Source organism: Enterobacter sp. BNK-34 (genome assembly GCF_048684445.1).
Taxonomy (GTDB): Bacteria; Pseudomonadota; Gammaproteobacteria; order Enterobacterales; family Enterobacteriaceae; genus Enterobacter; species Enterobacter pseudoroggenkampii.
Window position 1 is genome coordinate 794,346 of record NZ_JBLQUA010000001.1, and the last position, 23,948, is coordinate 818,293.

The 23,948-nt window shown below is 57.0% G+C and carries 24 protein-coding genes; 7 read left to right on the forward strand and 17 right to left on the reverse strand.

Annotated elements, in window-relative coordinates; genetic code table 11:
- The first annotated feature begins 122 nt into the window (after positions 1–122).
- A complete protein-coding gene (crp, locus tag ACMGG5_RS04150) occupies positions 123–755 on the forward strand; it encodes a cAMP-activated global transcriptional regulator CRP (protein WP_000242758.1) in 633 nt (210 codons plus the stop codon).
- A gap of 57 nt (positions 756–812) precedes the next feature.
- Positions 813–2,900, forward strand: a complete 2,088-nt coding sequence (locus ACMGG5_RS04155) for a YccS/YhfK family putative transporter (RefSeq protein WP_420278600.1) — start codon at positions 813–815, stop codon at positions 2,898–2,900.
- Here the strand turns inward: ACMGG5_RS04155 and argD are convergent.
- From argD to ppiA, 4 genes are all read right to left on the reverse strand, one after another.
- Positions 2,897–4,117 carry a bifunctional acetylornithine/succinyldiaminopimelate transaminase gene (gene argD, locus ACMGG5_RS04160; RefSeq protein ID WP_198313984.1) on the reverse strand — a complete coding sequence of 407 codons (1,221 nt, stop codon included), beginning with the start codon at positions 4,115–4,117 and terminating at the stop codon, positions 2,897–2,899. The genes ACMGG5_RS04155 and argD overlap by 4 nt on opposite strands.
- A gap of 86 nt (positions 4,118–4,203) precedes the next feature.
- Positions 4,204–4,767, reverse strand: coding sequence for an aminodeoxychorismate synthase component 2 (pabA, locus tag ACMGG5_RS04165; protein ID WP_420277544.1), 564 nt, complete (start codon positions 4,765–4,767; stop codon positions 4,204–4,206).
- Between the two features lie 30 nt (positions 4,768–4,797).
- Positions 4,798–5,382 carry a putative adenosine monophosphate-protein transferase Fic gene (locus ACMGG5_RS04170; RefSeq protein WP_420277545.1) on the reverse strand — a complete coding sequence of 195 codons (585 nt, stop codon included), beginning with the start codon at positions 5,380–5,382 and terminating at the stop codon, positions 4,798–4,800.
- Between the two features lie 105 nt (positions 5,383–5,487).
- Positions 5,488–6,060, reverse strand: coding sequence for a peptidylprolyl isomerase A (ppiA, locus tag ACMGG5_RS04175; protein WP_023309471.1), 573 nt, complete (start codon positions 6,058–6,060; stop codon positions 5,488–5,490).
- 278 nt (positions 6,061–6,338) lie between these two features.
- Between ppiA and tsgA the strand changes: the two genes are divergently transcribed.
- The gene (gene tsgA / locus ACMGG5_RS04180; protein WP_061716375.1) at positions 6,339–7,523 is read left to right on the forward strand and encodes an MFS transporter TsgA; all 1,185 of its coding nucleotides are present in this window, start codon (positions 6,339–6,341) and stop codon (positions 7,521–7,523) included.
- 18 nt (positions 7,524–7,541) lie between these two features.
- On the opposite strand, the gene ACMGG5_RS04185 is transcribed toward tsgA, so the two are convergent.
- The gene (locus ACMGG5_RS04185; protein WP_148769867.1) at positions 7,542–8,843 is read right to left on the reverse strand and encodes a cytosine deaminase; all 1,302 of its coding nucleotides are present in this window, start codon (positions 8,841–8,843) and stop codon (positions 7,542–7,544) included.
- Between the two features lie 239 nt (positions 8,844–9,082).
- Here ACMGG5_RS04185 and nirB point away from each other — a divergent pair, with 239 nt between their 5' ends.
- From nirB to ACMGG5_RS04205, 4 genes are all read left to right on the forward strand, one after another.
- Positions 9,083–11,626 carry a nitrite reductase large subunit NirB gene (nirB, locus tag ACMGG5_RS04190; protein ID WP_032648349.1) on the forward strand — a complete coding sequence of 848 codons (2,544 nt, stop codon included), beginning with the start codon at positions 9,083–9,085 and terminating at the stop codon, positions 11,624–11,626.
- Positions 11,623–11,949 (forward strand): nitrite reductase small subunit NirD, encoded by a 327-nt coding sequence (nirD, locus tag ACMGG5_RS04195; RefSeq protein WP_032648347.1) that lies wholly within the window; start codon positions 11,623–11,625, stop codon positions 11,947–11,949. Before nirB ends, nirD begins: the two co-directional genes overlap by 4 nt.
- A gap of 110 nt (positions 11,950–12,059) precedes the next feature.
- Complete coding sequence (gene cysG, locus ACMGG5_RS04200; RefSeq protein WP_048989696.1) at positions 12,060–13,433, forward strand: siroheme synthase CysG; 1,374 nt, start codon at positions 12,060–12,062, stop codon at positions 13,431–13,433.
- Positions 13,434–13,576: 143 nt separating this feature from the next.
- Entirely contained in the window at positions 13,577–13,747 is a 171-nt protein-coding gene (locus ACMGG5_RS04205; protein ID WP_008503029.1) for a YhfL family protein, read from the forward strand.
- Between the two features lie 142 nt (positions 13,748–13,889).
- Here ACMGG5_RS04205 and trpS read toward each other — a convergent pair whose 3' ends face one another.
- The 12 genes from trpS to pilM all read right to left on the reverse strand — a co-directional run bounded on the left by trpS (position 13,890) and on the right by pilM (position 23,873).
- A complete protein-coding gene (gene trpS, locus ACMGG5_RS04210; protein ID WP_148769869.1) occupies positions 13,890–14,894 on the reverse strand; it encodes a tryptophan--tRNA ligase in 1,005 nt (334 codons plus the stop codon).
- Entirely contained in the window at positions 14,887–15,648 is a 762-nt protein-coding gene (gph, locus tag ACMGG5_RS04215; RefSeq protein WP_420277546.1) for a phosphoglycolate phosphatase, read from the reverse strand. The genes trpS and gph overlap by 8 nt, the downstream gene beginning before the upstream one ends.
- Positions 15,641–16,318, reverse strand: a complete 678-nt coding sequence (gene rpe / locus ACMGG5_RS04220; protein ID WP_008503032.1) for a ribulose-phosphate 3-epimerase — start codon at positions 16,316–16,318, stop codon at positions 15,641–15,643. Before rpe ends, gph begins: the two co-directional genes overlap by 8 nt.
- A 41-nt stretch (positions 16,319–16,359) precedes the next feature.
- On the reverse strand, positions 16,360–17,172 hold the full coding sequence (gene dam / locus ACMGG5_RS04225; protein ID WP_024907922.1) for an adenine-specific DNA-methyltransferase: 813 nt from the start codon (positions 17,170–17,172) through the stop codon (positions 16,360–16,362).
- 67 nt (positions 17,173–17,239) lie between these two features.
- On the reverse strand, positions 17,240–18,556 hold the full coding sequence (damX, locus tag ACMGG5_RS04230; RefSeq protein ID WP_420277547.1) for a cell division protein DamX: 1,317 nt from the start codon (positions 18,554–18,556) through the stop codon (positions 17,240–17,242).
- A gap of 92 nt (positions 18,557–18,648) precedes the next feature.
- The gene (aroB, locus tag ACMGG5_RS04235; RefSeq protein ID WP_024907920.1) at positions 18,649–19,737 is read right to left on the reverse strand and encodes a 3-dehydroquinate synthase; all 1,089 of its coding nucleotides are present in this window, start codon (positions 19,735–19,737) and stop codon (positions 18,649–18,651) included.
- Between the two features lie 57 nt (positions 19,738–19,794).
- Complete coding sequence (gene aroK, locus ACMGG5_RS04240; RefSeq protein ID WP_003861630.1) at positions 19,795–20,316, reverse strand: shikimate kinase AroK; 522 nt, start codon at positions 20,314–20,316, stop codon at positions 19,795–19,797.
- A 286-nt stretch (positions 20,317–20,602) separates the two neighbouring features.
- Positions 20,603–21,826: a DNA uptake porin HofQ gene (gene hofQ, locus ACMGG5_RS04245; protein ID WP_420278601.1), complete on the reverse strand. Its 1,224-nt coding sequence runs from the start codon at positions 21,824–21,826 to the stop codon at positions 20,603–20,605.
- Positions 21,753–22,157 (reverse strand): HofP DNA utilization family protein, encoded by a 405-nt coding sequence (locus tag ACMGG5_RS04250; RefSeq protein WP_407859177.1) that lies wholly within the window; start codon positions 22,155–22,157, stop codon positions 21,753–21,755. Before ACMGG5_RS04250 ends, hofQ begins: the two co-directional genes overlap by 74 nt.
- The gene (locus ACMGG5_RS04255; RefSeq protein WP_032645260.1) at positions 22,147–22,602 is read right to left on the reverse strand and encodes a hypothetical protein; all 456 of its coding nucleotides are present in this window, start codon (positions 22,600–22,602) and stop codon (positions 22,147–22,149) included. The genes ACMGG5_RS04250 and ACMGG5_RS04255 overlap by 11 nt, the downstream gene beginning before the upstream one ends.
- Positions 22,603–22,605: 3 nt before the next feature.
- Positions 22,606–23,100, reverse strand: coding sequence for a PilN domain-containing protein (locus ACMGG5_RS04260; protein ID WP_420277548.1), 495 nt, complete (start codon positions 23,098–23,100; stop codon positions 22,606–22,608).
- Positions 23,097–23,873 (reverse strand): pilus assembly protein PilM, encoded by a 777-nt coding sequence (pilM, locus tag ACMGG5_RS04265; RefSeq protein ID WP_420277549.1) that lies wholly within the window; start codon positions 23,871–23,873, stop codon positions 23,097–23,099. The genes ACMGG5_RS04260 and pilM overlap by 4 nt, the downstream gene beginning before the upstream one ends.
- Positions 23,874–23,948 lie beyond the last annotated feature (75 nt).

The following is a 23,948-nucleotide window of genomic DNA, read 5'->3' on the forward strand; positions in this document are numbered from 1 at the left end:
ACTGGCTGCGAAACGTTACGGTAGCCGACTTCCCAGGGTATGGGTAAGAATTCGATTGCAACCCCAGAGTCCGGATGCATCTGATGACTCTGGTGACAGCTTATAACAGAGGATAACAGCGCATGGTGCTTGGCAAACCGCAAACAGACCCGACTCTCGAATGGTTCTTGTCTCATTGCCACATTCATAAGTACCCATCAAAGAGCACGCTGATTCACCAGGGTGAAAAAGCGGAAACGTTGTATTACATCGTTAAAGGCTCGGTGGCAGTGCTGATCAAAGATGAAGAAGGGAAAGAGATGATCCTTTCTTATCTGAACCAGGGCGATTTCATCGGTGAACTGGGCCTGTTTGAAGAGGGCCAGGAACGTAGCGCCTGGGTTCGTGCAAAGACAGCATGTGAAGTGGCTGAAATTTCTTACAAGAAGTTCCGTCAGCTGATTCAGGTTAACCCTGACATCCTGATGCGTCTTTCTTCCCAGATGGCGCGCCGTCTGCAGGTCACCTCAGAGAAAGTGGGCAACCTCGCCTTCCTGGACGTGACTGGCCGTATCGCACAGACCCTGCTGAACCTGGCGAAACAGCCAGACGCCATGACCCACCCGGACGGCATGCAAATTAAAATTACCCGTCAGGAAATTGGTCAGATCGTCGGTTGCTCCCGTGAAACAGTGGGCCGTATCCTGAAAATGCTGGAAGATCAAAACCTGATCTCTGCCCACGGTAAAACCATCGTGGTTTACGGAACGCGTTAATTCCGCTTAAACGGCGTGCCATCGCAAGGTGTCACGCCGTTTTTGTCTCTACTCCCCATGTGGCGCAGGCTGATCTATCACCCGGAAGTTAACTACGCACTGCGACAAACGCTGGTGTTGTGTCTTCCCGTGGCCATAGGCCTGATCCTCGGACATCTTCAGCAAGGTCTGCTGTTTTCCCTCGTGCCTGCCTGCTGCAACATCGCCGGTCTGGACACGCCGCATAAGCGCTTTTTCAAACGCCTGATTATCGGCGGCTGCCTGTTTGCGGGCTGTAGCCTCGCCGTACAGCTTTTACTGGCTCGGGATATCCCGCTGCCGCTGATCCTGACCGTGCTGGCGATGACCCTCGGCGTCACGGCGGAAATCAGTTCGCTGCACGCCCGCCTGCTTCCCGCGTCGCTGATTGCGGCCATTTTCACGCTGAGCCTCGCCGGGAATATGCCGGTGTGGGAGCCGCTGCTGATCTACGCCCTGGGGACATTATGGTACGGCCTGTTTAACTGGTTCTGGTTCTGGCTGTGGCGGGAGCAGCCGCTGCGTGAATCCCTGAGCCTGCTCTATGTGCAGCTTGCGGATTACTGCGAAGCCAAATACACCCTGCTGACCCAGCATACCGATCCGGAAAAATCCTTACCGCCCCTGCTGACGCGCCAGCAGAAGGTGGTGGATCTGATAAGCCAGTGCTATCAGCAGCTGCATATGCTCGCCGCCAACAAGAACCACGAATACAAACGGCTGCTGCGCACCTTCCAGGTCGGGCTGGATCTGCAGGAGCATATCTCCGTGAGCCTGCACCACCCGCAGGAGGTGCAAAAGCTGGTCGAGCGCAGCCACGCCGAAGCGGTGATCCGCTGGAACGCGCAAACCGTGTCCGCACGCCTGCGCGTGCTGGCCGATGATATTCTCTATCACCGCTACCCGACGCGCTTTAACATGGATAAACAGCTGGGCGCGCTGGAGAAAATCGCTCGTCAGCATCCGGATAACCCGGTCGGCCAGTTTGCCGCCTGGCACTTCAGCCGTATCGCCCGCGTGTTGCGCACGCTGCGCCCGCTTTATCCCCGCGACCTGATGGCGGATAAGCAGAAACGGCTGCCGCTATTGCCCGCGCTCAAAAGCTATCTTTCTCTTAAGTCGTCCGCCCTGCGCAACGCCGCAAGAATTAGCGTGATGCTCAGTACCGCCAGCCTGATGGGCATGGCGCTGCATCTGCCGAAACCCTACTGGATCTTAATGACCGTGCTGTTTGTCACCCAGAACGGCTACGGCGCCACGCGGGTGCGTATTCTGCATCGGGCTGGCGGAACGATGGCCGGGCTGATCATCGCGGGCGTGACGCTGCACTTCCACGTGCCGGAAGGCTACACCCTGGCAGGGATGCTGGCGATCACGCTGGTGAGCTACCTGATTATCCGCAAAAACTACGGCTGGGCGATGGTGGGCTTCACGGTGACGGCGGTATACACCCTGCAGCTACTCACGCTCAATGGCGAACAGTTTATTGTCGCCAGGCTGATCGATACCCTGATCGGCTGCCTGATTGCCTTCGGTGGTATGGTCTGGCTCTGGCCGCAGTGGCAAAGCGGACTGCTGCGCCAGAACGCCCACGACGCGCTGGAAGCCGACCAGCAGGCCATTCGCCTGATCCTGAGCGACGACCCGCAGCCCTCCCCGCTGGCGTATCAGCGCATGAAGGTCAACCAGGCGCACAACGCCCTGTTTAACTCGCTCAATCAGGCGATGCAGGAGCCGGGCTTTAACTCGCACTATCTGGCCGATATGAAGCTCTGGGTGACGCACAGCCAGTTTATCGTCGAGCACATTAACGCCATGACCACGCTGGCGCGCGAGCACACGATGCTGACGCCGGATCTGGCGCAGCGCTATTTGCAGTCGTGTGAAATTGCGTTGCAGCGGTGTCAGCAGCGTCTGGAATATGACTCGCCGGGTGAGTCGGGAGATTCGAACATTCTGGAAGCGCCGGAAACGTTAACCCACGGGCCAATGAGCACCCTGGAGCAGCATTTGCAGCGCGTACTGGGGCATCTGAACACCATGCACACCATTTCTTCGGTGGCATGGCGTCAGCGTCCGCATCACGGGATTTGGCTAACCCGCAGGTTGAAGCGGACGGCGTATTAACCTTTTACGATCTTCGCGACCGCGGCGGCAAAGCGGGTTAACCCGTCTTCGATGTCTTTATCTTCCACCACCAGCGACGGCGCAAAGCGCATCACGTCCGGCCCGGCGTTCAGCACCATCACCCCTTCGCGAGCGGCGGCATGCAGGAAATCACGCGCGCGTCCCTTGTACTGCGGCTTCAGCTCAGCGCCAATCAGCAGTCCCATCCCGCGGATCTCGCTGAACACGTCGTACTGCTCGTCAATCTTTTGCAGGTGTTTTACGAACAGCTCGCGCTTCGCGCTAACGCCGTTCAACACCTCCGGCGTGTTGATGATGTCGAACGCGGCGCCCGCTACGGCGCTCGCCAGCGGGTTACCGCCGTAGGTAGAGCCGTGAGAGCCAACGTGGAACGCGGAGGCGATCTCCTGCGTCGTCAGTACCGCACTCACCGGGAAACCGCCGCCGAGCGCTTTCGCGCTGGTCAGAATATCCGGCGTCACGCCGTAGTGCATATAGGCGAACAGATCGCCGGTACGCCCCATTCCGCACTGCACTTCATCAAAGACCAGAAGCGCCTGATGCTCGTCGCACAGCGCGCGCAGCCCTTTCAGGAATTCCGGAGTTGCCGCGGTCACGCCGCCTTCACCCTGAATCGGCTCGACCACCACCGCGCAGGTGTGGTCGTCCATCACCGCTTTCACCGCGTGCAGATCGTTAAACGGCACGTGGACGATATCAGCCGGTTTCGGGCCAAACCCGTCGGAATACTTCGGCTGGCCGCCAACGGAGACGGTAAAGAAGGAGCGTCCGTGGAAGGCATTGTGGAAGGCGATGATTTTGGTTTTGTACGGGCTGTGACGCGTTGTCGCGTAGTAGCGTGCCAGCTTAAAGGCGGTTTCGTTGGCTTCGGTGCCGGAGTTCATAAATAGCACGCGCTCGGCGAAGGTGGCATCTATGATCTTACGTCCCAGGCGCAGCGCCGGTTCGTTGGTGAACACGTTGCTGGTGTGCCACAGGGTTTCGCCCTGGGTTTTTAGCGCCTCAACCAGCGCGGGATGGCAATGACCCAGCGCCGTGACCGCAATACCGCCCGCGAAATCCACATACTCTTTACCCTGCTGATCCCAGACGCGGCTGCCCTTTCCCTTCACCGGGATAAACTCAGCCGGTGCATAAATCGGCAGGATCACTTCATCAAATGTCGCGCGGGTAATTGCTGGTTGTTCAGTTGCCATGTCATGCCCATCCATTTTATGTCACATTGATTGTGAAAATATAATCACAAAATATGCATAAAAAATCACAGCAAGGCAACAGTTATTCAGCGATGGAGGAAATTTGCCAGCAGCGCATGGCCCTGCTCGCTGAGGATGCTTTCCGGGTGAAACTGCACGCCTTCGAGATCCCATTCGCGGTGACGAATCCCCATGATCTCCTGCGTATCGCTCCAGGCCGTCACCTCAAAGCAGTCGGGCAGCGTCGACGGGTCAATGACCAGGGAATGGTAGCGCGTCACGGTTAACGGATTATTGAGCCCCGTGAACACTCCGGTGCCCGTGTGGGTGACCGGGGAGGTTTTACCGTGCATCACTTTGGCGGCGCGCACGATGGTGGCACCAAACGCCTGGGCAATCGCCTGATGGCCCAGACAGACGCCCAGGATCGACAGCCTGCCGGCATAGTGCTGGATCACATCCAGAGAAATACCCGACTCCGAGGGCGTACACGGCCCCGGAGAAATCACGATTTTCTGTGGAGCCAGCGTCTCGATATCGGCGAGATCGATCTCGTCGTTGCGACGAACAACCACCTCGGCACCCAGTTCGCAAAAATACTGGTAAAGGTTCCAGGTGAAGGAATCGTAGTTATCAATCAGCAGAATCATGGCGGCTCCCGAAAAAAATGCCGCCCTATTCTACTCAGATTCCCGCGCTTCGCTCACTACTTTGGCAAAGATAGCGTTCAGCGCGGATAAATCACCCGTTGCGCCGCTGCGGTTAGCCGCCACCCACTGCTCGGGATCGATATCGCGCCAGTCCAGCGCGTAGCCTGCATGGAGCGCCAATTGCTCGAAGAACACGCGTTGGGCAATACCGTTGCCGCGTATGAAGGGATGCAGCATGTTGATTTCGCAGTAATAGTGGCTAACCCGGTCAACAAACGCCGCTTTCTCAAGACCCACAAGATATTTTTCGCTTTCCAGCGCCGCCATCAGCTCGTTACCCATCTTTTCGATGTATTCGAAATGGCAGAACGGAATATCACCTTTAAAAATATCCTCGGTACGGAGTTCGCCTGCCCGCTTCATCTCGCTGCGATACAGATGACGATGAATAAGGCACAGATGGGGCAACCCAGGCGCGGAAGGCCCAAGCTCCAGCGTCTCAATGTGGGGTTGCGAGGGACCATTACCTTTTTCAAGGAGACAACTGGCCTGTAAATTGACGTTACGCTGCTGTTCCCAGAGACGGGATTTTTGCTTGTCGGTGAGTTTTTTCACTTAACGCCTCCCTGAATAGTCCGTTTGCCACAAGTATAAGCAGCAAAACGCGCTTTCGCAGGGAGGGTGACATCACGCGGGCAGGAGAGCCCGCGTTCAGAAGAATTACGGCAGAACTTTTGCGGAGAGGATAACCACCGGTTTTGACGGCACATTCTGATACGGACCGACGTCGTGAGTAGGCACCTGAGAAATCTTGTCAGCCACGTCCATCCCTTTCACGATTTTACCGAACACCGCATAGCCGAAGTCACGCTGACCGTGGTCGAGGAAGGCGTTATCCGCCACGTTCAGGAAGAACTGGCTGGTCGCGCTATCTTTGTCTGCGGTACGCGCCATGGAGATGGTGCCGCGCTTGTTCAGCAGGCCGTTGTCCGCTTCGTTTTTAATAGGCGGGTTCGGCTGCTTCTGCTGCATCTGCTCGTTGAAGCCGCCGCCCTGCACCATAAAGCCAGGGATCACGCGGTGGAAGGTGGTGTTGTTATAGAAACCACTGTTCACGTAGTCGAGGAAGTTTTTCACAGAAACCGGAGCTTTCTGGCTATTCAGTTCCAGCTCAATGTTCCCGGCGGAGGTGGTCAGCAGAACGTGAGGGTCCCCTTTGGCTGCCAGCGCAGCAGGGGAAACGGCAGAAAGAGCAAACACAGCTGCAACAGCCGCCAGTGTTGATTTGAGCATGAGAATTCCTTAACAAAGCGCAGTATAAAAAGCGAATGGCTTGATTCTAAAGAGCAGTATGAACGGAGACCAGCCTTTTACCTAATTTTACGAAATTGAAACAGTTGTAACCACGCAAACGGTTGGCTTTAGCACCATTTTGTGTGATCAGGATCACACAAAAACATGCAATGAAGTTCTAATTTCTCTTAAAAGATATGAATAGATCACTTTAATGTCTAAAATCTGCCCGCTCTCAGCGCCCCCTGGGCGCTTTTCTTTTTCTGAACAGGCCAGACATGACTAACAGCAATCGCATCAAGCTCACATGGATCAGCTTCTTCTCCTACGCCCTGACCGGCGCGTTGGTGATCGTCACCGGGATGGTGATGGGAAATATCGCAGACTACTTCCAGCTGCCCGTTTCCAGCATGAGTAATACCTTCACCTTCCTCAACGCAGGGATCCTGATCTCTATTTTCCTGAATGCCTGGCTGATGGAAATCGTGCCGCTGAAAACCCAGCTGCGTTTTGGCTTTGTGCTGATGGTCGCCGCCGTGGCTGGCCTGATGCTAAGCCACAGCATCGCGCTGTTCTCCGCCGCGATGTTCGTGCTTGGTCTGGTCAGCGGGATCACCATGTCGATCGGTACGTTCCTGATTACCCATATGTATGAAGGCCGCCAGCGCGGCGCGCGCCTGCTGTTTACCGACTCCTTCTTCAGCATGGCCGGAATGATTTTCCCGATGGTCGCGGCCGTTCTGCTGGCGCGCAGCATCGAGTGGTACTGGGTCTATGCCTGCATTGGTCTGGTCTACGTGGCGATCTTTATTCTGACCTTCGGCTGCGAGTTCCCGGTGCTGGGCAAGAAAGCGCAAACCACCGCAGAGCCCGTTGCGAAAGAAAAGTGGGGAATCGGCGTGCTGTTCCTCTCCATCGCCGCACTGTGCTACATCCTGGGCCAGCTGGGCTTTATCTCCTGGGTACCGGAATACGCCAAAGGTCTGGGCATGAGCCTGAACGATGCGGGTCAACTGGTGAGCGATTTCTGGATGTCTTACATGTTCGGCATGTGGGCGTTTAGCTTCATCCTGCGCTTCTTCGACCTGCAGCGCATTCTGACCGTGCTGGCAGGCCTGGCGACCGTGCTGATGTACCTGTTCATCAACGGCTCCCCGGAACATATGCCGTGGTTCATTCTGACCCTGGGCTTCTTCTCCAGCGCGATCTACACCTCGATCATCACCCTGGGCTCCCTGCAGACCAAAGTGGCCTCGCCGAAGCTGGTTAACTTCGTTCTGACCTGTGGCACCATCGGCACCATGCTGACCTTCGTGGTGACGGGCCCGATCGTTGCCCACAGCGGCCCGCTGGCCGCGCTGCATACCGCGAACGGTCTGTACGCCGTGGTGTTCATCATGTGCTTCATCCTGGGCTTTGTTACCCGCCACCGCCAGCACAACGCGGCAGCGGCATCGCACTAAACCCTGCGCCCCTTTGCATTAGGCAGAGGGGCTGTTTCTGGCGAAACTTACCTCTTCTCCTCCGGTATCCATCTGGATCCAGGTCTGCGCCAGCTGGGTCGTAGCGATCACGCGCCCCTGACGAATCGACCAGCGCACCGGCACCTGACAGCGCACCGCTTCAAACCCGCTCTCCGCAGGCAGAATAATCAGGTTTGCCGGGTTTCCCGTTTCAATGCCGTAATCGCTCAGGCCAAAGGTCCGGGCGCTGTTGTGGGTGATGAGATTCAGGCCGCTGTCGATTTGCGGGTAGCCCATCATCTGACAGACGTGCAGCCCCATATGCAGCACCTGCAGCATGTTGCCGGTGCCGAGCGGGTACCACGGGTCGAAGACGTCGTCGTGACCGAAGCAGACGTTAATGCCCGCCTCCTGCAGCTCTTTCACCCGGGTGATGCCGCGACGCTTCGGATAGTCATCAAAGCGCCCCTGCAGGTGGATGTTGACCAGCGGGTTCGCGACGAAGTTAATCCCCGACATTTTCAGCAGGCGGAAGAGCCGCGAGGTGTAAGCGCCGTTATAGGAGTGCATGGCGGTGGTGTGGCTGGCCGTCACGCGCGGCCCAATACCGGCCTCATACGCCAGCGCGGCCACCGTCTCGACAAACCGCGACTGTTCGTCGTCAATTTCGTCGCAGTGAATATCCAGCGGACGGTCATACTTCTTCGCCAGCTCGAAAGCGATGTGCAGCGACTGGACGCCATATTCCCGGGTAAATTCGAAGTGTGGGATCGCCCCAACCACGTCGGCGCCCAGCTTTAACGCCTCTTCCAGCAGCGCCGCGCCGTTCGGATAAGAGAGAATACCTTCCTGCGGGAACGCGACGATTTGCAGCGTTACCCACGGCGCCACCTCCTGCTTCACCTCCAGCATCGCCTTCAGGGCGGTCAGCGTCGGGTCGGAGACATCCACATGGGTGCGAACAAACTGAATGCCGTTGGCAATTTGCCACTTCAGCGTTTTCCAGGCGCGCGCTTTAACGTCCTCATGACTGAGCAACGCCTTGCGCTCGGCCCAGCGCTCGATGCCTTCGAACAGCGTGCCGGACTGGTTCCAGTTCGGCTCACCCGCCGTCTGGGTGGTATCAAGATGGATGTGCGGCTCGATGAACGGCGGAATAGCCAGCCCACCGCGCGCATTCAGTACTTCATAACTTTCGGCATGGGTGTCGTCCATCGGGGTGATGTCACCAAATCGCCCGTTCTCAATGGCGAGCTGCCACAGCCCTTCCCGACCCGGTAAACGAACATTCTGAACAAGCCATAACGGTGCTGTAGACATACCTTTCCCCTAAAAAACGCCGCTGATATTCAGGCGTATCGTTTTTTGCAAAATCGCCCCTGAGTTGTACACAAATTCAACGAACACGAAAAGCCTTCGATTTCCAATACTTATAAAAATCCTGACAAATCAGTTATATACCACCTAAGGAGTAGGCGAAGACGTATTTGATTTGCATCAATAAGCGCCCCTGCTGAATCGTTAAGGTAGGCAATAATAGAAAAGAAATCGAGGCAATAATGAGCAAAGTCAGACTCGCTATCATCGGTAACGGCATGGTCGGCCACCGCTTTATCGAGGATCTTCTCGATAAAGCCGATGCTGAGCAGTTCGATATTACCGTGTTCTGTGAAGAACCCCGCAAGGCGTACGACCGTGTGCACCTCTCTTCCTACTTCTCCCATCATACCGCCGAAGAGCTCTCTCTGGTGCGGGAAGGTTTCTACGAGAAGCATGGCGTAAAGGTGCTGGTGGGCGAACGCGCTATCACCATCAACCGTCAGGAAAAAGTGATCCACTCCAGCGCCGGGCGTACGGTTTTTTACGACAAGCTGATCATGGCGACGGGCTCCTATCCGTGGATCCCGCCGATTAAAGGCTCGGAAACGCAGGATTGCTTCGTCTACCGTACCATTGAAGACCTCAACGCCATTGAGTCCTGCGCACGCCGCAGCAAGCGCGGTGCGGTGGTCGGCGGCGGTCTGCTGGGCCTGGAAGCGGCTGGCGCGCTGAAAAACCTCGGCGTTGAAACCCACGTCATCGAATTTGCCCCGATGCTGATGGCCGAACAGCTGGACCACATGGGCGGTGACCAGCTGCGTCGTAAAATCGAGAGCATGGGCGTGAAGGTTCACACCAGCAAGAACACCAAAGAGATTGTCCAGGAAGGCACCGAAGCACGCAAAACCATGCGCTTTGCCGACGGCAGCGAGCTGGAAGTGGACTTCATCGTCTTCTCCACCGGTATTCGTCCGCGCGACAAGCTGGCGACCCAGTGCGGGCTGGCCGTAGCGCAGCGCGGCGGGATCATGATTAACGACGCCTGCCAGACCTCCGATCCGGATATCTACGCTATCGGCGAATGCGCCAGCTGGAACAACCGCGTATACGGTCTGGTGGCGCCGGGCTACAAAATGGCGCAGGTCGCCGTGGACCATATCCTCGGCAGCGAAAACGCGTTTACTGGCGCAGACATGAGCGCCAAGCTGAAGCTGCTGGGCGTGGACGTAGGCGGTATTGGCGATGCGCACGGCCGCACCCCGAATTCCCGCAGCTATGTCTATCTCGACGAAAGCAAAGAGGTCTACAAACGACTCATCGTCAGCCAGGACAACAAAACCCTGCTCGGCGCGGTGCTGGTGGGCGACACCAGCGACTTCGGCAACCTGCTCCAACTGGTGCTCAACGCCATCGAACTGCCGGAAAACCCGGACGCGCTGATCCTCCCGGCGCACGCCTCCAGCGGCAAGCCGTCTATCGGCGTAGATAAACTGCCGGACAGCGCGCAGATTTGCTCCTGCTTCGACGTCACCAAAGGCATGCTGATCTCCGCGATCAACAAAGGGTGCCACACCGTTGCGGCGCTGAAAGCGGAAACCAAAGCCGGTACCGGCTGCGGCGGCTGTATTCCGCTGGTCACTCAGGTGCTGAACGCCGAACTGGCGAAACAGGGCATCGAAGTGAACAACAACCTGTGCGAGCACTTCGCGTATTCTCGCCAGGAGCTGTACCACCTGATCCGTGTTGAAGGCATCAAGTCCTTCGATGAACTGCTGGCTAAGCACGGCCAGGGCTACGGCTGTGAAGTGTGTAAACCGACCGTCGGCTCCCTGCTGGCCTCCTGCTGGAACGAATACGTGCTCAAGCCGGAGCACACGCCGCTGCAGGACACCAACGACAACTTCCTGGCCAACATCCAGAAAGACGGCACCTACTCCGTGATTCCACGCTCGGCCGGTGGTGAAATTACGCCGGAAGGGCTGGTCGCGGTGGGCCGTATCGCACGTGAATTTAACCTTTACACCAAAATTACCGGCTCCCAGCGTATCGGCCTGTTCGGCGCGCAGAAGGACGATCTGCCGGAAATCTGGCGTCAGCTGATTGAAGCGGGCTTCGAAACCGGCCACGCGTACGCCAAAGCGCTGCGCATGGCGAAAACCTGCGTGGGCAGCACCTGGTGTCGCTACGGCGTCGGCGACAGCGTGGGCTTCGGCGTGGAGCTGGAAAACCGCTACAAAGGCATCCGTACCCCGCACAAAATGAAGTTTGGTGTCTCCGGCTGCACCCGCGAATGTGCGGAAGCGCAGGGTAAAGACGTGGGTATTATTGCCACCGAGAAAGGCTGGAACCTGTATGTGTGCGGCAACGGCGGGATGAAACCGCGCCATGCGGACCTGCTGGCGGCGGATCTCGATCGCGACACGCTGATTCAGTATCTCGACCGCTTCATGATGTTCTACATCCGTACCGCCGATAAGCTGACCCGTACCGCCTCCTGGCTCGATAACCTCGAGGGCGGCATCGACTACCTGAAATCGGTCATCATCGACGACAAGCTGGGCCTGAACGAGCATCTGGAAGCGGAAATGGCGCGCCTGCGCGAGGCGGTGATCTGCGAGTGGACGGAAACCGTCAACACCCCGGCGGCGCAGACACGCTTCAAACACTTTATCAACAGCACCCAGCGCGACCCGAACGTACAGGTTGTGCCGGAGCGCGAACAGCATCGTCCGGCGACGCCGTATGAACGTATTCCGGTCACGCTGGTGGAGGAAAATGCATGAGCCAGTGGGTAAACATCTGCAATATTAACGACATTCTCCCCGCCACCGGCGTCTGTGCGCTGCTGGGCAACGAGCAGGTGGCGATTTTCCGCCCTCGTCACGATGAACAGGTCTTTGCTATCAGCAATATCGACCCGTTCTTCGAGGCCAGCGTGCTCTCCCGCGGACTGATTGCCGAGCACCAGGGTGAACTGTGGGTCGCCAGCCCGTTGAAAAAGCAGCGTTTCCGCTTAAGCGACGGGTATTGCATGGAAGATGAGAGCCGCTCTGTGAAGCACTACGACGTCCGCGTGAAGGACGGTAAGGTGCAGCTGAAAGGCTAATCCCCCGCCCTTTTAGGGATAACGGCAGGAAAGTCGTATGTTCTGTGCGATCCCTGCTGTTATCCTGACGTCAATTCTTACCCCCTCCATGAATGCTGCGAGGTAACGTCGTGGATCACCTGCCGATTTTTTGTCAATTACGCAACCGCGACTGCCTGCTCGTGGGCGGCGGCGACGTGGCTGAACGCAAAGCGCGCCTGCTGTTAGAGGCTGGCGCCCGACTCACCGTCAACGCCCTCGACTTCGCCCCCCAGTTTGAGGTCTGGGCGCAGGAAGGGATGCTCACGCTGGAACAGGGTGCGTTTAATGAATCCCTGCTGGATACCTGCTGGCTGACCATTGCCGCGACGGATGACGATGAAGTGAACCAGCGCGTGAGCGATGCCTGCGAAGCGCGCCGTATCTTCTGCAACGTGGTGGATGCGCCGAAAGAGGCCAGCTTTATCATGCCGTCGATTATCGACCGCTCGCCGCTGATGATTGCGGTATCGTCCGGGGGACGTTCACCGGTTCTCGCGCGTCTGCTGCGGGAAAAACTGGAAGCCCTGTTGCCCCAGCATCTTGGTCAGATTGCGCATTATGCCGGGCAACTCCGCTCCCGCGTGAAGCAAACCTTCTCGACAGTGGGCGAGCGCCGCCGCTTCTGGGAAAAATTCTTTGTGAACGACAGGCTGGCGCAGTCGCTGGCGAATCAGGACGTGAAGGCGGTTGAAGAGACAACGACGCAGTTACTCTCCGAACCCCTAGATCATCGAGGCGAAGTGGTGCTGGTGGGCGCAGGTCCCGGCGATGCGGGTCTGCTGACGTTAAAAGGACTACAGCAGATCCAGCAGGCGGATATCGTGGTGTACGACCGTCTGGTTTCTGATGACATCATGAATCTGGTCCGTCGCGATGCCGACCGCGTATTCGTTGGCAAACGGGCGGGCTACCACTGCGTGCCGCAGGAGGAGATTAACCAGATCCTGCTGCGCGAGGCGCAGAAAGGTAAGCGCGTGGTGCGCCTTAAGGGCGGCGATCCGTTTATCTTTGGTCGCGGCGGCGAGGAGCTGGAAACCCTGTGCGACGCGGGCATTCCGTTCTCCGTCGTGCCGGGCATTACGGCAGCATCCGGCTGCTCAGCGTACTCTGGCATTCCGCTGACCCACCGGGATTACGCCCAGAGCGTGCGTCTGGTGACGGGCCACCTGAAGACCGGCAGCGAGCTGGACTGGCATAATCTGGCCGCCGAAAAGCAGACGCTGGTGTTCTACATGGGGCTCAATCAGGCCGCCACGATTCAGGCGAAGCTGCTGGAGCACGGTATGAATGCGGATATGCCCGTCGCGCTGGTCGAAAACGGCACCGCCATTACGCAGCGCGTGGTGGATGGTGTACTGACGCAGCTCGGTGAGCTGGCGCAGCAGGTTGAAAGCCCGGCGCTGATTGTGGTGGGCCGCGTGGTTGAACTGCGCGACAGGCTGAACTGGTTCTCGAATCACTAACGCATACTCTTCCTTCCCGGAGTAGTCCTTAAGCGGACTACTCCCCTCTTACCGCTGTCGATAACATACCGCCCCGAAGTGGAACTTTTCCCTTTATTCCCTTGAGTTACATCCAATTTTCGTTTTTAAGACAAGGAATGCGTATGTTCAAACTGGCAAAAGCCGCCGTTCTGGTTGGCCTGTTATCGACACTGACGGCCTGCACCGGCCACGTACAGAACACCAAAAATAACTGCAGCTATGATTACCTGCTGCATCCGGCGATCTCCATTTCGAAGATCATCGGCGGTTGCGGCCCGGCGGCGCAGCAGTAAGCGTTTTACAGGCGTAAAAAAACCGGGATGTCCCGGTTTTTTTGTTTAGGGAAGTCGGCCTGATGCCCTCACCCTGACCCTCTCCCACAGGGAGAGGGAACAAACCCTAAAAACGGTAACGTGGTTACCGTTTTGCTTTTACTTAAGGTTTACCCACAAACCCAATCGCGTTGTATACCGCTTTCAGGGTTTCGGACGCGCGCGCGCTGGCTTTTTCCGCGCCCTCTTTCATCACCTTCTGCAGGAAGGCTTCGTCATTGCGATAGCGGTTATAGCGCTCCTGCAGCTCGGTCAGCATGCCGGAAACGGCGTCTGCCACTTCACCTTTCAGGTGGCCGTACATCTTGCCTTCGAAGTGCTGTTCCAGCTCAGGAATGCTCTGGCCGGTCACGCCGGAGAGGATATCCAGCAGGTTGGAGACGCCCGCTTTGTTCTGCACGTCGTAGCGCACAACAGGCGGCTCGTCGGAGTCGGTGACCGCGCGCTTGAGCTTTTTGACGACGGATTTCGGGTCTTCCAGCAGGCCGATAACGTTGTTGCGGTTATCGTCAGACTTGGACATCTTTTTGGTCGGCTCCAGCAGCGACATCACGCGCGCGCCGGACTTCGGAATAAACGGCTCTGGCACTTTGAACACATCACCGTAGATCGCGTTAAAGCGCTGGGCGATATCGCGGCTCAGCTCCAGATGCTGCTTCTGGTCTTCACCCACCGGGACCTGGTTTGTCTGGTACAGCAGGATGTCCGCCGCCATCAGCACCGGATAGTCAAACAGACCGGCGTTGATGTTCTCAGAGTAGCGCGCGGATTTATCCTTGAACTGGGTCATGCGGCTCAGCTCGCCGAAATAGGTGTAGCAGTTCAGCGCCCAGCCCAGCTGCGCGTGCTCCGGCACGTGAGACTGAACGAAGATGGTGCTTTTCTCAGGATCGATGCCGCAGGCCAGGTACAGCGCCAGCGTATCGAGAGTGGCTTTGCGCAGCTTCTCAGGATCCTGACGCGCGGTAATCGCATGGAGATCGACGATGCAGTAGATGCAATGGTAGTCATCCTGCATGCTGACCCACTGACGTAACGCACCCATGTAGTTACCAATGGTCAATTCACCTGAAGGCTGTGCGCCACTAAAAACGATGGGCTTAGTCATTATTCAATTCCTGATGTTCACTGTGCGAAAGCCCGAGTGCGGGCAACAAATCTTTGAAGTGGTCGAAGACCACATCCGGCTCACTTAGCGTGATGGCCTCACCGTAGTTGTAGCCATAGGTTAATCCGACGGAAGGACACCCTGCCGCTCGGGCAGCCAGAATATCATTGCGCGAATCCCCGACAAAGAGCAGCTCCGCGGGCGTTAAGGATAATTTTCCTGCCACCAGCAAAAGCGGTTCCGGATGCGGCTTTTTGTTCTGCACGTCATCGCCGCCCACAATCACGGAGAAATACTTCGCGATATCGAGCGCTTCCAGCAGAGGCGCAACGAACGGGGTTGGCTTGTTAGTCACCAGCCCCAGCGGGATACCCTTCGCGTGAAGCGCGCTCAGCGTTTCCTGAACGTCCGGGAACAGGAAACTGCCCTCCTCGACGGTCTCTTCGTAGAAACGATCGAACAGTTTGCGCAGAATACGCAGCTGCTCATCCTTAGGAATGTCAGCGTGATCGACGCTCGGTTTACCCTGCGCGGAACGCTGCGACGCGCGCTCCTGGCGAGCCCACGTCAGCGCACGCTCCATCAGAACATCGGCGCCGTTGCCAATCCACGTTACCACGCGTTCTTCACCTGCAACGGGCAGCTCAAGTGCGTACAGCGCCTGGTCAACGGCGCTCGTTAAGCCCGGCGCGCTGTCAACCAGCGTGCCGTCGAGGTCGAATGCCACACCCCGCATAGCCTGTAATTTATCCATGACTTACCTTCGCCAGCTCGCGGCGCATTTCATCGATGACTTTTTTGTAATCCGGTTGGTCGAAAATGGCTGAACCGGCAACGAACATATCCGCGCCTGCCGCCGCAATTTCACCAATGTTATTCACTTTCACGCCGCCGTCCACTTCCAGACGAATATCGTAGCCTGACTCGTCAATACGACGGCGGACTTCACGCAGCTTATCCAGCGTGTGAGGGATGAATGACTGGCCGCCAAAGCCCGGGTTAACGGACATCAGCAGGATCACGTCCAGCTTGTCCATTACATAGTCGAGATAGCTCAGCGGCGTGGCCGGGTTAAACACCAGACCCGCTTTACAGCCGTTCTCTTTGATCAGCTGCAGCGTGCGATCCACATGTTCAGAGGCTTCCGGATGGAAAGTGATGATGCTGGCACCCGCCGCGGCGAAGTCAGGCACGATGCGGTCAACCGGTTTCACCATCAGGTGAACATCGATCGGGGCGGTAATGCCATAGTTACGCAGCGCCTTGAGCACCATCGGACCGATGGTCAGGTTTGGAACGTAGTGGTTATCCATCACGTCGAAATGGACGACATCCGCGCCAGCCGCCAGTGCGTTGGCAGTGTCTTCACCCAGGCGGGCAAAATCGGCCGACAGAATTGAGGGAGCAATCAAAAACTGTTTCATCCGCTTCTCCTTGAAATGTGTTTACCGGCGGGCAAAACGGCTCAGGGGCGATAAAGAGCCAGGAGTTCGTCCACCTTTTTACGTGTGCCGCCGTTGCTGCTAATGCTACGCCGCACCTTAACCTGAAAATGCTTCGCGGCTTTGTACCATTCGCGCGTATCAGGCGTGTCGTGATTCGAAATTAACACCGGAATTCTTTTGCTGACCAGCTTTTCCGCCATCTCCGCCAGACGAGCCTGTTCGGCCGGGCTGAAGCTGTTGGTGTGATAGGCGGTGAAGTTCGCCGTCGCAGACAGCGGCGCGTAAGGCGGGTCACAGTAAACCACCGAGTTTACGCCTGCCAGTTCCATACACTCTTCATAGGAGAGGCAATGAAACTCCGCGTTCTGCGCTTTTTCGGCAAAGTGATACAGCTCGTCCTGCGGAAAATACGGGCGCTTATACCGGCCAAAAGGCACGTTAAACTCCCCGCGCAGATTATACCGACACAGGCCGTTGTAACCATGTCGGTTGAGGTAGAGGAACAGCAGGGCTCTGCGGAACGGGTCCTGGCTCTGGTTAAACTCCGCGCGGTACTGGTAGTAAACGTCCGGGTTATTGTTCTCGGGCGTAAACAGTTTGCGCGCCTCGGCGACATACTCATCGGTACGCAGCTTAACGATGTTATAGAGGCTGATAAGGTCGCTGTTGATATCCGCCAGGATATAACGAGAAAAATCAGTGTTGAGGAACACCGATCCTGCCCCCACGAAAGGTTCGATAAGACACTCGCCTTTAGGCAGGTGCTTTTTAATATCATCGAGCAGGGGGTATTTCCCCCCTGCCCATTTCAGAAAAGCGCGATTTTTTTTCATGCTGACTAACTGATTACACCTTCTCCAGCTGTGGAGAAAGCTCCGACAGCATCCTGCGCTTTAAACATTACTTCAGATCGGCCTGAACCTGATGAATCGGCTTCGCCCATGGGTTTTTCGCCTGAACATCAGCTGGCAGCGCCGCTACGGCACGTTTTGCTTCATCTTTGGACGAATAAACACCGCTCACCAGCACATACCACGGCTGACCGTTACGGGTCGTCTGATAAACAACGTAGTTTTTCAGATTTGATTTCTTCGCCCAGCTGTTGAGGTTGTCATAGTTAGACGAACTGCTCAGTTGCAGCGTGTAGTTGCTGGATGGCGCAGACTTCAGCGAGCCAACGTTACCTGCAGTTTTACCTGCGGCGCTGCTGGAGGCTGTTGCCGTGGCTGCTGGAGCCGTGGCTGCAGGTGCAGCTGTGGCAGCCGGTGCCGTGGTGGTCGCCGTGGCTTTCGGCGCAGTCTGCGTGACGGGCGCTTTAGCCGGCTCGCTCACCGCGGCCGTTTCGGTATGTTTCGGCTGGGCCGGAACAGCTTTCACTTCAGGCGCTTTAACGACTGCCTGAGGTTTAGTTTCACGCTTAGGCTCAATCACCGCCTGCTTACGTTCAGGACGTGCCGCAGTCTGCGTCTGGCGCGGCTTGGTTTCCGTCGCGGCCGCTTGCGGCTGAGCATTACCACCGCGAACCGGGGCAACGGTTGCAGGTTCAGTTGGCAGCGTAGAGTTAACCACGACGTTATCAACCTGCTGCTGGTTCTGCGGCTGCGTCAGCGCATTGTTCAGGTCTCCCTGAACTTCTACGCGCTGCTGGCCTTCAGGCGTAGCAGGTGCCTGACCCTGAGCAGGGGTTGAAGAAACAGGCGGCAGAGAAACATCCTGCGGCGCTGCGGTGTTCCCTGCGGTCTGCTCTGCGGAAGTGGTACCCGGAGCAGGCTGTGCACCATTCGCCTGATTGGACGCATCGTTACCGGACAGGTTGATGCTCTTCTCAGCGGAAGCCGTTTGCTCGGTTGAGTTCGTTGACGGTGCTTTAAGCGCGGAGCCAATGCCGACAATCAGCAGCACAAGCACCAGAACGCCAAGGCCCATCATGATGTACTGGCGGGACGCCGGTTTAGGCGTAGCGGCTTTTTTACGTTTACGCGGGCGACGCTCTACAGGCTGTTCGTCCATTGAATCTTCTTCGGACTCATAATCCTCTTCTGCTCGCTCTTCGTGCGCGTTGCGGCTGCGCGAAGGGCGACGATCGTCTGCATCCAGATCAACATCGTCAAAGTTGATCTGCGGCTCGTTATCACGTTCTGAAGATTGACGAGAACGACCAGTACGACGATCGCTGGGATCGGGTTTCAGCTCGTCTTCTGGTTTGAATTCATCCATTTAACACCCCACTCAAAGGCTTATGCCAACGACTTTGCATTTCACCTGAAGCTAAACGACCACCTGCGACAGTGGCCTGACCTTTCTAGTTGTTACGCCTGCTGACAGTCAGCGATAGCGCCAAGAACGACATCGTGCGGCACTCCGCCGCGTACTTCACTCTTCCCTATTGCAAGCGGGAGTACAAGACGCATCTCGCCTGCCAATACTTTTTTATCGCGCATCATGTGGGGTAAATACGCTTGCGCCGACATCTCCTGCGGCCCGGTTACCGGCAAACCTGCACGCTCAAGCAGCGCAATGATGCGTGCCGTCTCTTCCGGCTTGAACTGCCCGAGACGTTCGGAGGTGCGAGCCGCCATCACCATGCCGGCCGCAACGGCTTCACCGTGCAGCCAGTTACCGTAGCCCATTTCGGCTTCAATCGCGTGACCAAACGTATGCCCAAGATTCAGTAAAGCACGTAAGCCCGTTTCACGCTCGTCTGCGGCAACAACTTCTGCTTTCAGCTCACAGCAACGACGAATGCAGTATGCCAGTTTAGCCTCATCCAGGCCCAGCAGCGCATCCATATTCTCTTCAAGCCAGCTAAAGAACTCGCCATCCAGAATAATGCCGTATTTGATCACTTCCGCCAGACCAGAAGCCAGCTCGCGCTTCGGCAGCGTTTTCAGACAGTCGAGATCCACCACCACCGATGCGGGCTGGTAGAAGGCGCCAATCATGTTTTTACCGAGCGGATGGTTGACTGCCGTTTTGCCACCGACAGAGGAGTCGACCTGGGACAGCAACGTGGTCGGGATTTGAATAAAACGGACGCCACGTTGATAGCTTGCGGCCGCAAAACCGGTCAGATCGCCAACAACACCGCCGCCCAGGGCAAGCAGTGTTGTATCGCGACCGTGTGGTTTTTGCAGCAATGCGGTAAAGACGGTATCCAGTACCGTCAGGCTTTTATACTGCTCGCCATCGGGGAGAATCACACTGTCGACTTTTACGCCCGCCTGCTCAAGCAGGTGGCGTACGCGGTCGAGATAAAGCGGAGCCAGCGTCTCATTGGTGACCAGCATCGCCTGATCACCCGCTTTCAGTGGTAAAAAGGAAGCTGGGTCGTTAAACAAACCAGCCGCGATGGTGATAGGGTAACTACGTTCCCCGAGAGTAACTGTAATCCTCTCCATGACGCGACATCCACCTTTAATGCTTTTACCCGCAGGCGAGTGTATATAAAGCCAGAATCAGTTGCTTTCCAGCATATGAATAATCTGGTTTGCAACCACTTTAGCGCTCTGGTCGTCAGTACGAATGGTCACATCGGCAATCTCTTCATACAGCGGATTGCGTTCATCGGCCAACGCTTCCAGAACTTCGCGTGGTGGCGTTTCAACCTGCAGCAGCGGGCGCTTTTTATCGCGCTGCGTACGTGCCAGCTGTTTCTCGATAGTCGTCTCAAGATAGACCACTACGCCACGGGCGGAGAGACGGTTGCGGGTTTCGCGAGATTTCACAGAGCCGCCGCCTGTTGCCAGAACGATGCCCTGTTTTTCCGTGAGTTCGTTGATCACTTTTTCTTCTCGGTCACGGAAACCTTCTTCGCCTTCTACGTCGAAAACCCAGCCCACATCAGCTCCGGTTCGTTTCTCAATCTCTTGATCAGAATCGTAAAATTCCATATTGAGTTGTTGAGCTAACTGACGCCCAATAGTGCTTTTGCCGGCACCCATAGGCCCAACCAGAAAGATATTGCGTTTCTCTGCCATTTTATCGGTACTACTAAGACTATTCGTTAATGGTAATCCCCGCTGCGCAGACACCCGGCGTAGCAGGACATGAACTGAAACCTCATATGCAATAGAGCGAGAGTCAGACTAAAAATTATCTCAATACTCCGGCTTGTTTGGCAACTGATTAAATCACCGCGCCGGGCGCATAAGGTAATAAGACGTAAGTCCAACTCAAATCGGTACTCCTTGTATGCTAATTCATGCCCCACGTCAAACATCTGCAACAAACTGAATGCAAATTCATTGCGGGGATCGTTACCCGTCAGCGAATACCGACCAGACGTGGTGTAATAAACACCACTAACTCACGCCGTTCGTTGTCTTTCCCGTCATGGCGAAAAAGCTGACCAATCCAGGGGATTTTTCCCAGCCCCGGCACGCTGTCACTGCCGGTTTTGTTCTTCTGCGAAAAAATTCCGCCTAACGCCAGCGTTTCTCCACTTTTTACCTCCACCTGGGTTTCTATCTCCTGTTTGTCGATCGCCAGCGTTTCTCCGTCCGCCTGCTGCAGAACCTGTCCAGGCATATTTTCGCTGATGTGCAATTTCAGGCGCACGCGCCCTCCCGGTAACACCACCGGCGTGACCTCCATCCCTAATACCGCTTCCTTAAACTCAACGGAGGTGGCGCCGCTTTCACCGCTTGAGACCTGATACGGGATCTCACTCCCCTGCTTGATACTGGCCGGCTGCATATGCGAGGCCAGCAGCCGCGGGCTGGCGATGATATCGACCTGCTGTTTTTGCTCCAGCGCAGAGAGCTCCAGATCCAGCAGCCGACCATTGATCCGTCCGATGTTAAAACCTACGTGGCTGGTGGCGCTGGCGACGGAAAGATCGCTGCCAAGCGTGGTGAGCTGGCCAACCTTGCCCGCGTCGGTGGCGTCGGCGAGATTCCACTTCACTCCCAGCTCACGCAGGCTTTTTTCATTAATGGTCACAATGTGCGCCGCCAGCTCGACCTGTTCGACGGGAATATCCATCTGAGCGGCCCAGCGCTGCAGCGTCTCCACCACCGTCTGGTTATCCCGGATCAGCAGGCGGTTGGTGCGTTTGTCGACAGATAAACTCCCCTTAGGGCTCAGGAGTTTTTCCGCGGCTTTTTGCAGCTCTCCGGCATCGGCATAGGAAAAAGGGATAGTGTGAGACACCAGCGGCGCATCAAGCTGCCGACGCGCCCGCTCCTGTTCTGAACGTTCCCGCTGCTCACGCTGCCAGGCGGCGGTATGCACGTAAAAAATGCCCGCTTCCTCGCGCAGGACAAGTCCGGCACTGGAGACTACCGTCTGTAACGCCTGCCGCCAGGGGACGCGCGTCAGGTTAAGCGAAAGCGAGCCGCCGACATCAGGCGAGACCACCAGATTACGGTTCTCCTGTGCGGCCAGGCTCTGAAGCACCTGGACTACAGGAACGTCATCCACCACCAGCGTGACCGGTTTTGGCGCGGCGGCCCACAGCGGATGGCTGAACGCCAGCAGCCACAGCATTATCCGTAAATTCATTCTTATCCGTTCCTTCTCGTTGCCACGTCCATTTTTCTGGTTCACATGTGTCACCCACATCAACAACCAGTTCCGTTGCATTGATGGCTGTTATCGTCCAGCCTGCCGGGAAGCGCTCATGCGTTTTCAGCCGGTACCAGCGCTTTTGCCCATCCTGTAAAATGCCGATAGCCTGCTGTCCTTCCACCATGCCGCGATAGTGCCACTGCGCCAGCTCGCCAATGGCGCAGGGATCGTCCGGCGGGCGAAACGGATCGCGCATGCCGGTCAATAGCAGCGCTGAGCAAATCAGTAAATATCGCGCGCTATTTCGCATGTGCCAGCTCCAGCCGCAGGCGCAACGCTGTACCTTGTGGCACAATCGCAAAAGCGGCGATCTGCACATCCCGCTGCGCCAGCCGGGAGAAAAGCGCCGGAAGCGCCTGCCACTCAACCTCCAGCATCAGTTCCCCTCCGTTCTGCAGCGGCTTCCAGTGAATCAGCGTCGTGTTATCACCCTGAAAATCGAGCGGGGAAAAAGATATCAATTCCCGTGATTCCGGCGTTTCCGGACGAAAAGGCACCTTTCTGACGGCAGGCCATAACGCTGCGTTAGCTCTCGTGTCCTGAATCAGCTGACGCTGTCGTTCAGCACACTGTCTGTCTACCGGTCTGAGCAAGGTACCCCACGCGGCCAGTCCTGCCAGGAGACTCCCCAGACACCAGAAGAGTACCCGATACCAGGGACGGCTTTCGCACCAGCGTTCTAACAGGGTATCCACGCGTTACCCCTCGCTTTTAAGCTGAAGGGTGAACATCCAGCGCCCCTGGCTGTCCCGCCGAAGCTCACCCGCCGTCCCGGGCGTAAAACCCGCTATTTGGCCAAGCGCATCGCGCAGAGCAGACAGGGCCGGCAGGGTTATGGCATACCCGCTCAGCATCAGAGCAGGAGGCTGATAGCGCAGCTCTGTCAGCCAGACCTGTGCCGGAATGGTGCGGGAAAGGGCTTCCAGCACCGGTTGCCATGCACGTCGTTGAATTTCCTGCGCTGGCAGCTGCGCCTGTGAGGCGAGTCTCTGCCGGGAGAGAAGCACATGCTGCACGGCCTGCATGCCCGTCAGATCCGTTTGCAGCGCGTGCAGCCTCATAAGAGGGTTCATCCGCAGACAGAAAATGGCCATGAAGATTAACAGTACGGTACCGACACACATTGCGCCCCAGAAACGCAGGCATCGCTCGCGCCGCTGCTGCCGCCAGGGCAGAAAGTTCATGATGCTCATCCGGGCACCTCGCTCATGGCCAGCGCCAGCGCAACGGTATAATCAGCGCCGCAGTCCGGCAGCGGGGCATGGCAGCGCTCAAGGATTTCCCACGGGTCACGTCGGCTATCAAACAGCGCGATGTCATCCGGACCAAGCGCCAGCAGCGCCGACAGCTCAGCCACATTGTCTGCTTCTGTGGTAAAGCGTCGTCCCCACTGGTGGCGCATCGCCCAGAGCCACTGCCGCTCGTCCCGCCAGGCGATGCACTTCGCTGGTGTCACCGCAGGAAGAAGATTCGCCAGAGCGCTGGCATCCGGCGTAATGGTCATCAGCCGCAAACGCAACGCCTTCGCCAGCGCCAGAAGGGTGTCAACCTCGTTGTTTTGTGCGGCTGTCACCTGAAAGGTATTGCTGAACGTATCCTGCACGTAATCGAAACAGAGCGTATCGGCAGACATCTCCAGTTCGCGGGCGAGCGCGGCGCCAAGCCATGAGAGCTGCTCGCTGTCGCGCAGCGCAACGGTCGGACGGGCAAGCGACCGCTGCAGGGTGCGTGCTGCCGGGAAAGAGAGGAACGCCCGGTGGTAGTGCGGCAGCGTTTTTCGCCAGTCGCGTAACGCATCAACCAGCTGTTCTGACTGATAAATTTTGCCGTCACGAATGATGCCTTCAGCCAGCGGGATTGCCCACCAGCGCCGCAAACACCAGCCGGACTTCTCCCGGGCCAGTGCGACGATCAGCACCCTATCCTGTTGAATATGAATGCCCGTTTGCCAAGTTTTGAAAGCCATGCTTCACGATCTCCTTATCGCCCGTCACCCTGACGGCTATATCAATGAATCAGGCTTGCCTTTATACTACCGCGC

What these genes read in the sequence shown, in the direction of transcription:
- tsgA (WP_061716375.1), top strand. Translation starts at nt 6,339, where the DNA reads ATGACTAACAGCAATCGCATCAAGCTCACATGGATCAGCTTCTTCTCC.
- damX (WP_420277547.1), bottom strand. Translation starts at nt 18,556, where the DNA reads ATGGATGAATTCAAACCAGAAGACGAGCTGAAACCCGATCCCAGCGAT.
- ACMGG5_RS04185 (WP_148769867.1), bottom strand. Translation starts at nt 8,843, where the DNA reads ATGTCTACAGCACCGTTATGGCTTGTTCAGAATGTTCGTTTACCGGGT.
- argD (WP_198313984.1), bottom strand. Translation starts at nt 4,117, where the DNA reads ATGGCAACTGAACAACCAGCAATTACCCGCGCGACATTTGATGAAGTG.
- ACMGG5_RS04205 (WP_008503029.1), top strand. Translation starts at nt 13,577, where the DNA reads ATGTTCAAACTGGCAAAAGCCGCCGTTCTGGTTGGCCTGTTATCGACA.
- pilM (WP_420277549.1), bottom strand. Translation starts at nt 23,873, where the DNA reads ATGGCTTTCAAAACTTGGCAAACGGGCATTCATATTCAACAGGATAGG.
- aroK (WP_003861630.1), bottom strand. Translation starts at nt 20,316, where the DNA reads ATGGCAGAGAAACGCAATATCTTTCTGGTTGGGCCTATGGGTGCCGGC.
- nirD (WP_032648347.1), top strand. Translation starts at nt 11,623, where the DNA reads ATGAGCCAGTGGGTAAACATCTGCAATATTAACGACATTCTCCCCGCC.
- nirB (WP_032648349.1), top strand. Translation starts at nt 9,083, where the DNA reads ATGAGCAAAGTCAGACTCGCTATCATCGGTAACGGCATGGTCGGCCAC.
- crp (WP_000242758.1), top strand. Translation starts at nt 123, where the DNA reads ATGGTGCTTGGCAAACCGCAAACAGACCCGACTCTCGAATGGTTCTTG.
- hofQ (WP_420278601.1), bottom strand. Translation starts at nt 21,826, where the DNA reads ATGCTGTGGCTGCTGGCGTTCAGCCATCCGCTGTGGGCCGCCGCGCCA.
- ppiA (WP_023309471.1), bottom strand. Translation starts at nt 6,060, where the DNA reads ATGCTCAAATCAACACTGGCGGCTGTTGCAGCTGTGTTTGCTCTTTCT.
- trpS (WP_148769869.1), bottom strand. Translation starts at nt 14,894, where the DNA reads ATGACTAAGCCCATCGTTTTTAGTGGCGCACAGCCTTCAGGTGAATTG.
- ACMGG5_RS04260 (WP_420277548.1), bottom strand. Translation starts at nt 23,100, where the DNA reads ATGAGCATCATGAACTTTCTGCCCTGGCGGCAGCAGCGGCGCGAGCGA.
- gph (WP_420277546.1), bottom strand. Translation starts at nt 15,648, where the DNA reads ATGGATAAATTACAGGCTATGCGGGGTGTGGCATTCGACCTCGACGGC.
- pabA (WP_420277544.1), bottom strand. Translation starts at nt 4,767, where the DNA reads ATGATTCTGCTGATTGATAACTACGATTCCTTCACCTGGAACCTTTAC.
- dam (WP_024907922.1), bottom strand. Translation starts at nt 17,172, where the DNA reads ATGAAAAAAAATCGCGCTTTTCTGAAATGGGCAGGGGGGAAATACCCC.
- ACMGG5_RS04155 (WP_420278600.1), top strand. Translation starts at nt 813, where the DNA reads ATGTGGCGCAGGCTGATCTATCACCCGGAAGTTAACTACGCACTGCGA.
- aroB (WP_024907920.1), bottom strand. Translation starts at nt 19,737, where the DNA reads ATGGAGAGGATTACAGTTACTCTCGGGGAACGTAGTTACCCTATCACC.
- ACMGG5_RS04250 (WP_407859177.1), bottom strand. Translation starts at nt 22,157, where the DNA reads ATGCGAAATAGCGCGCGATATTTACTGATTTGCTCAGCGCTGCTATTG.
- rpe (WP_008503032.1), bottom strand. Translation starts at nt 16,318, where the DNA reads ATGAAACAGTTTTTGATTGCTCCCTCAATTCTGTCGGCCGATTTTGCC.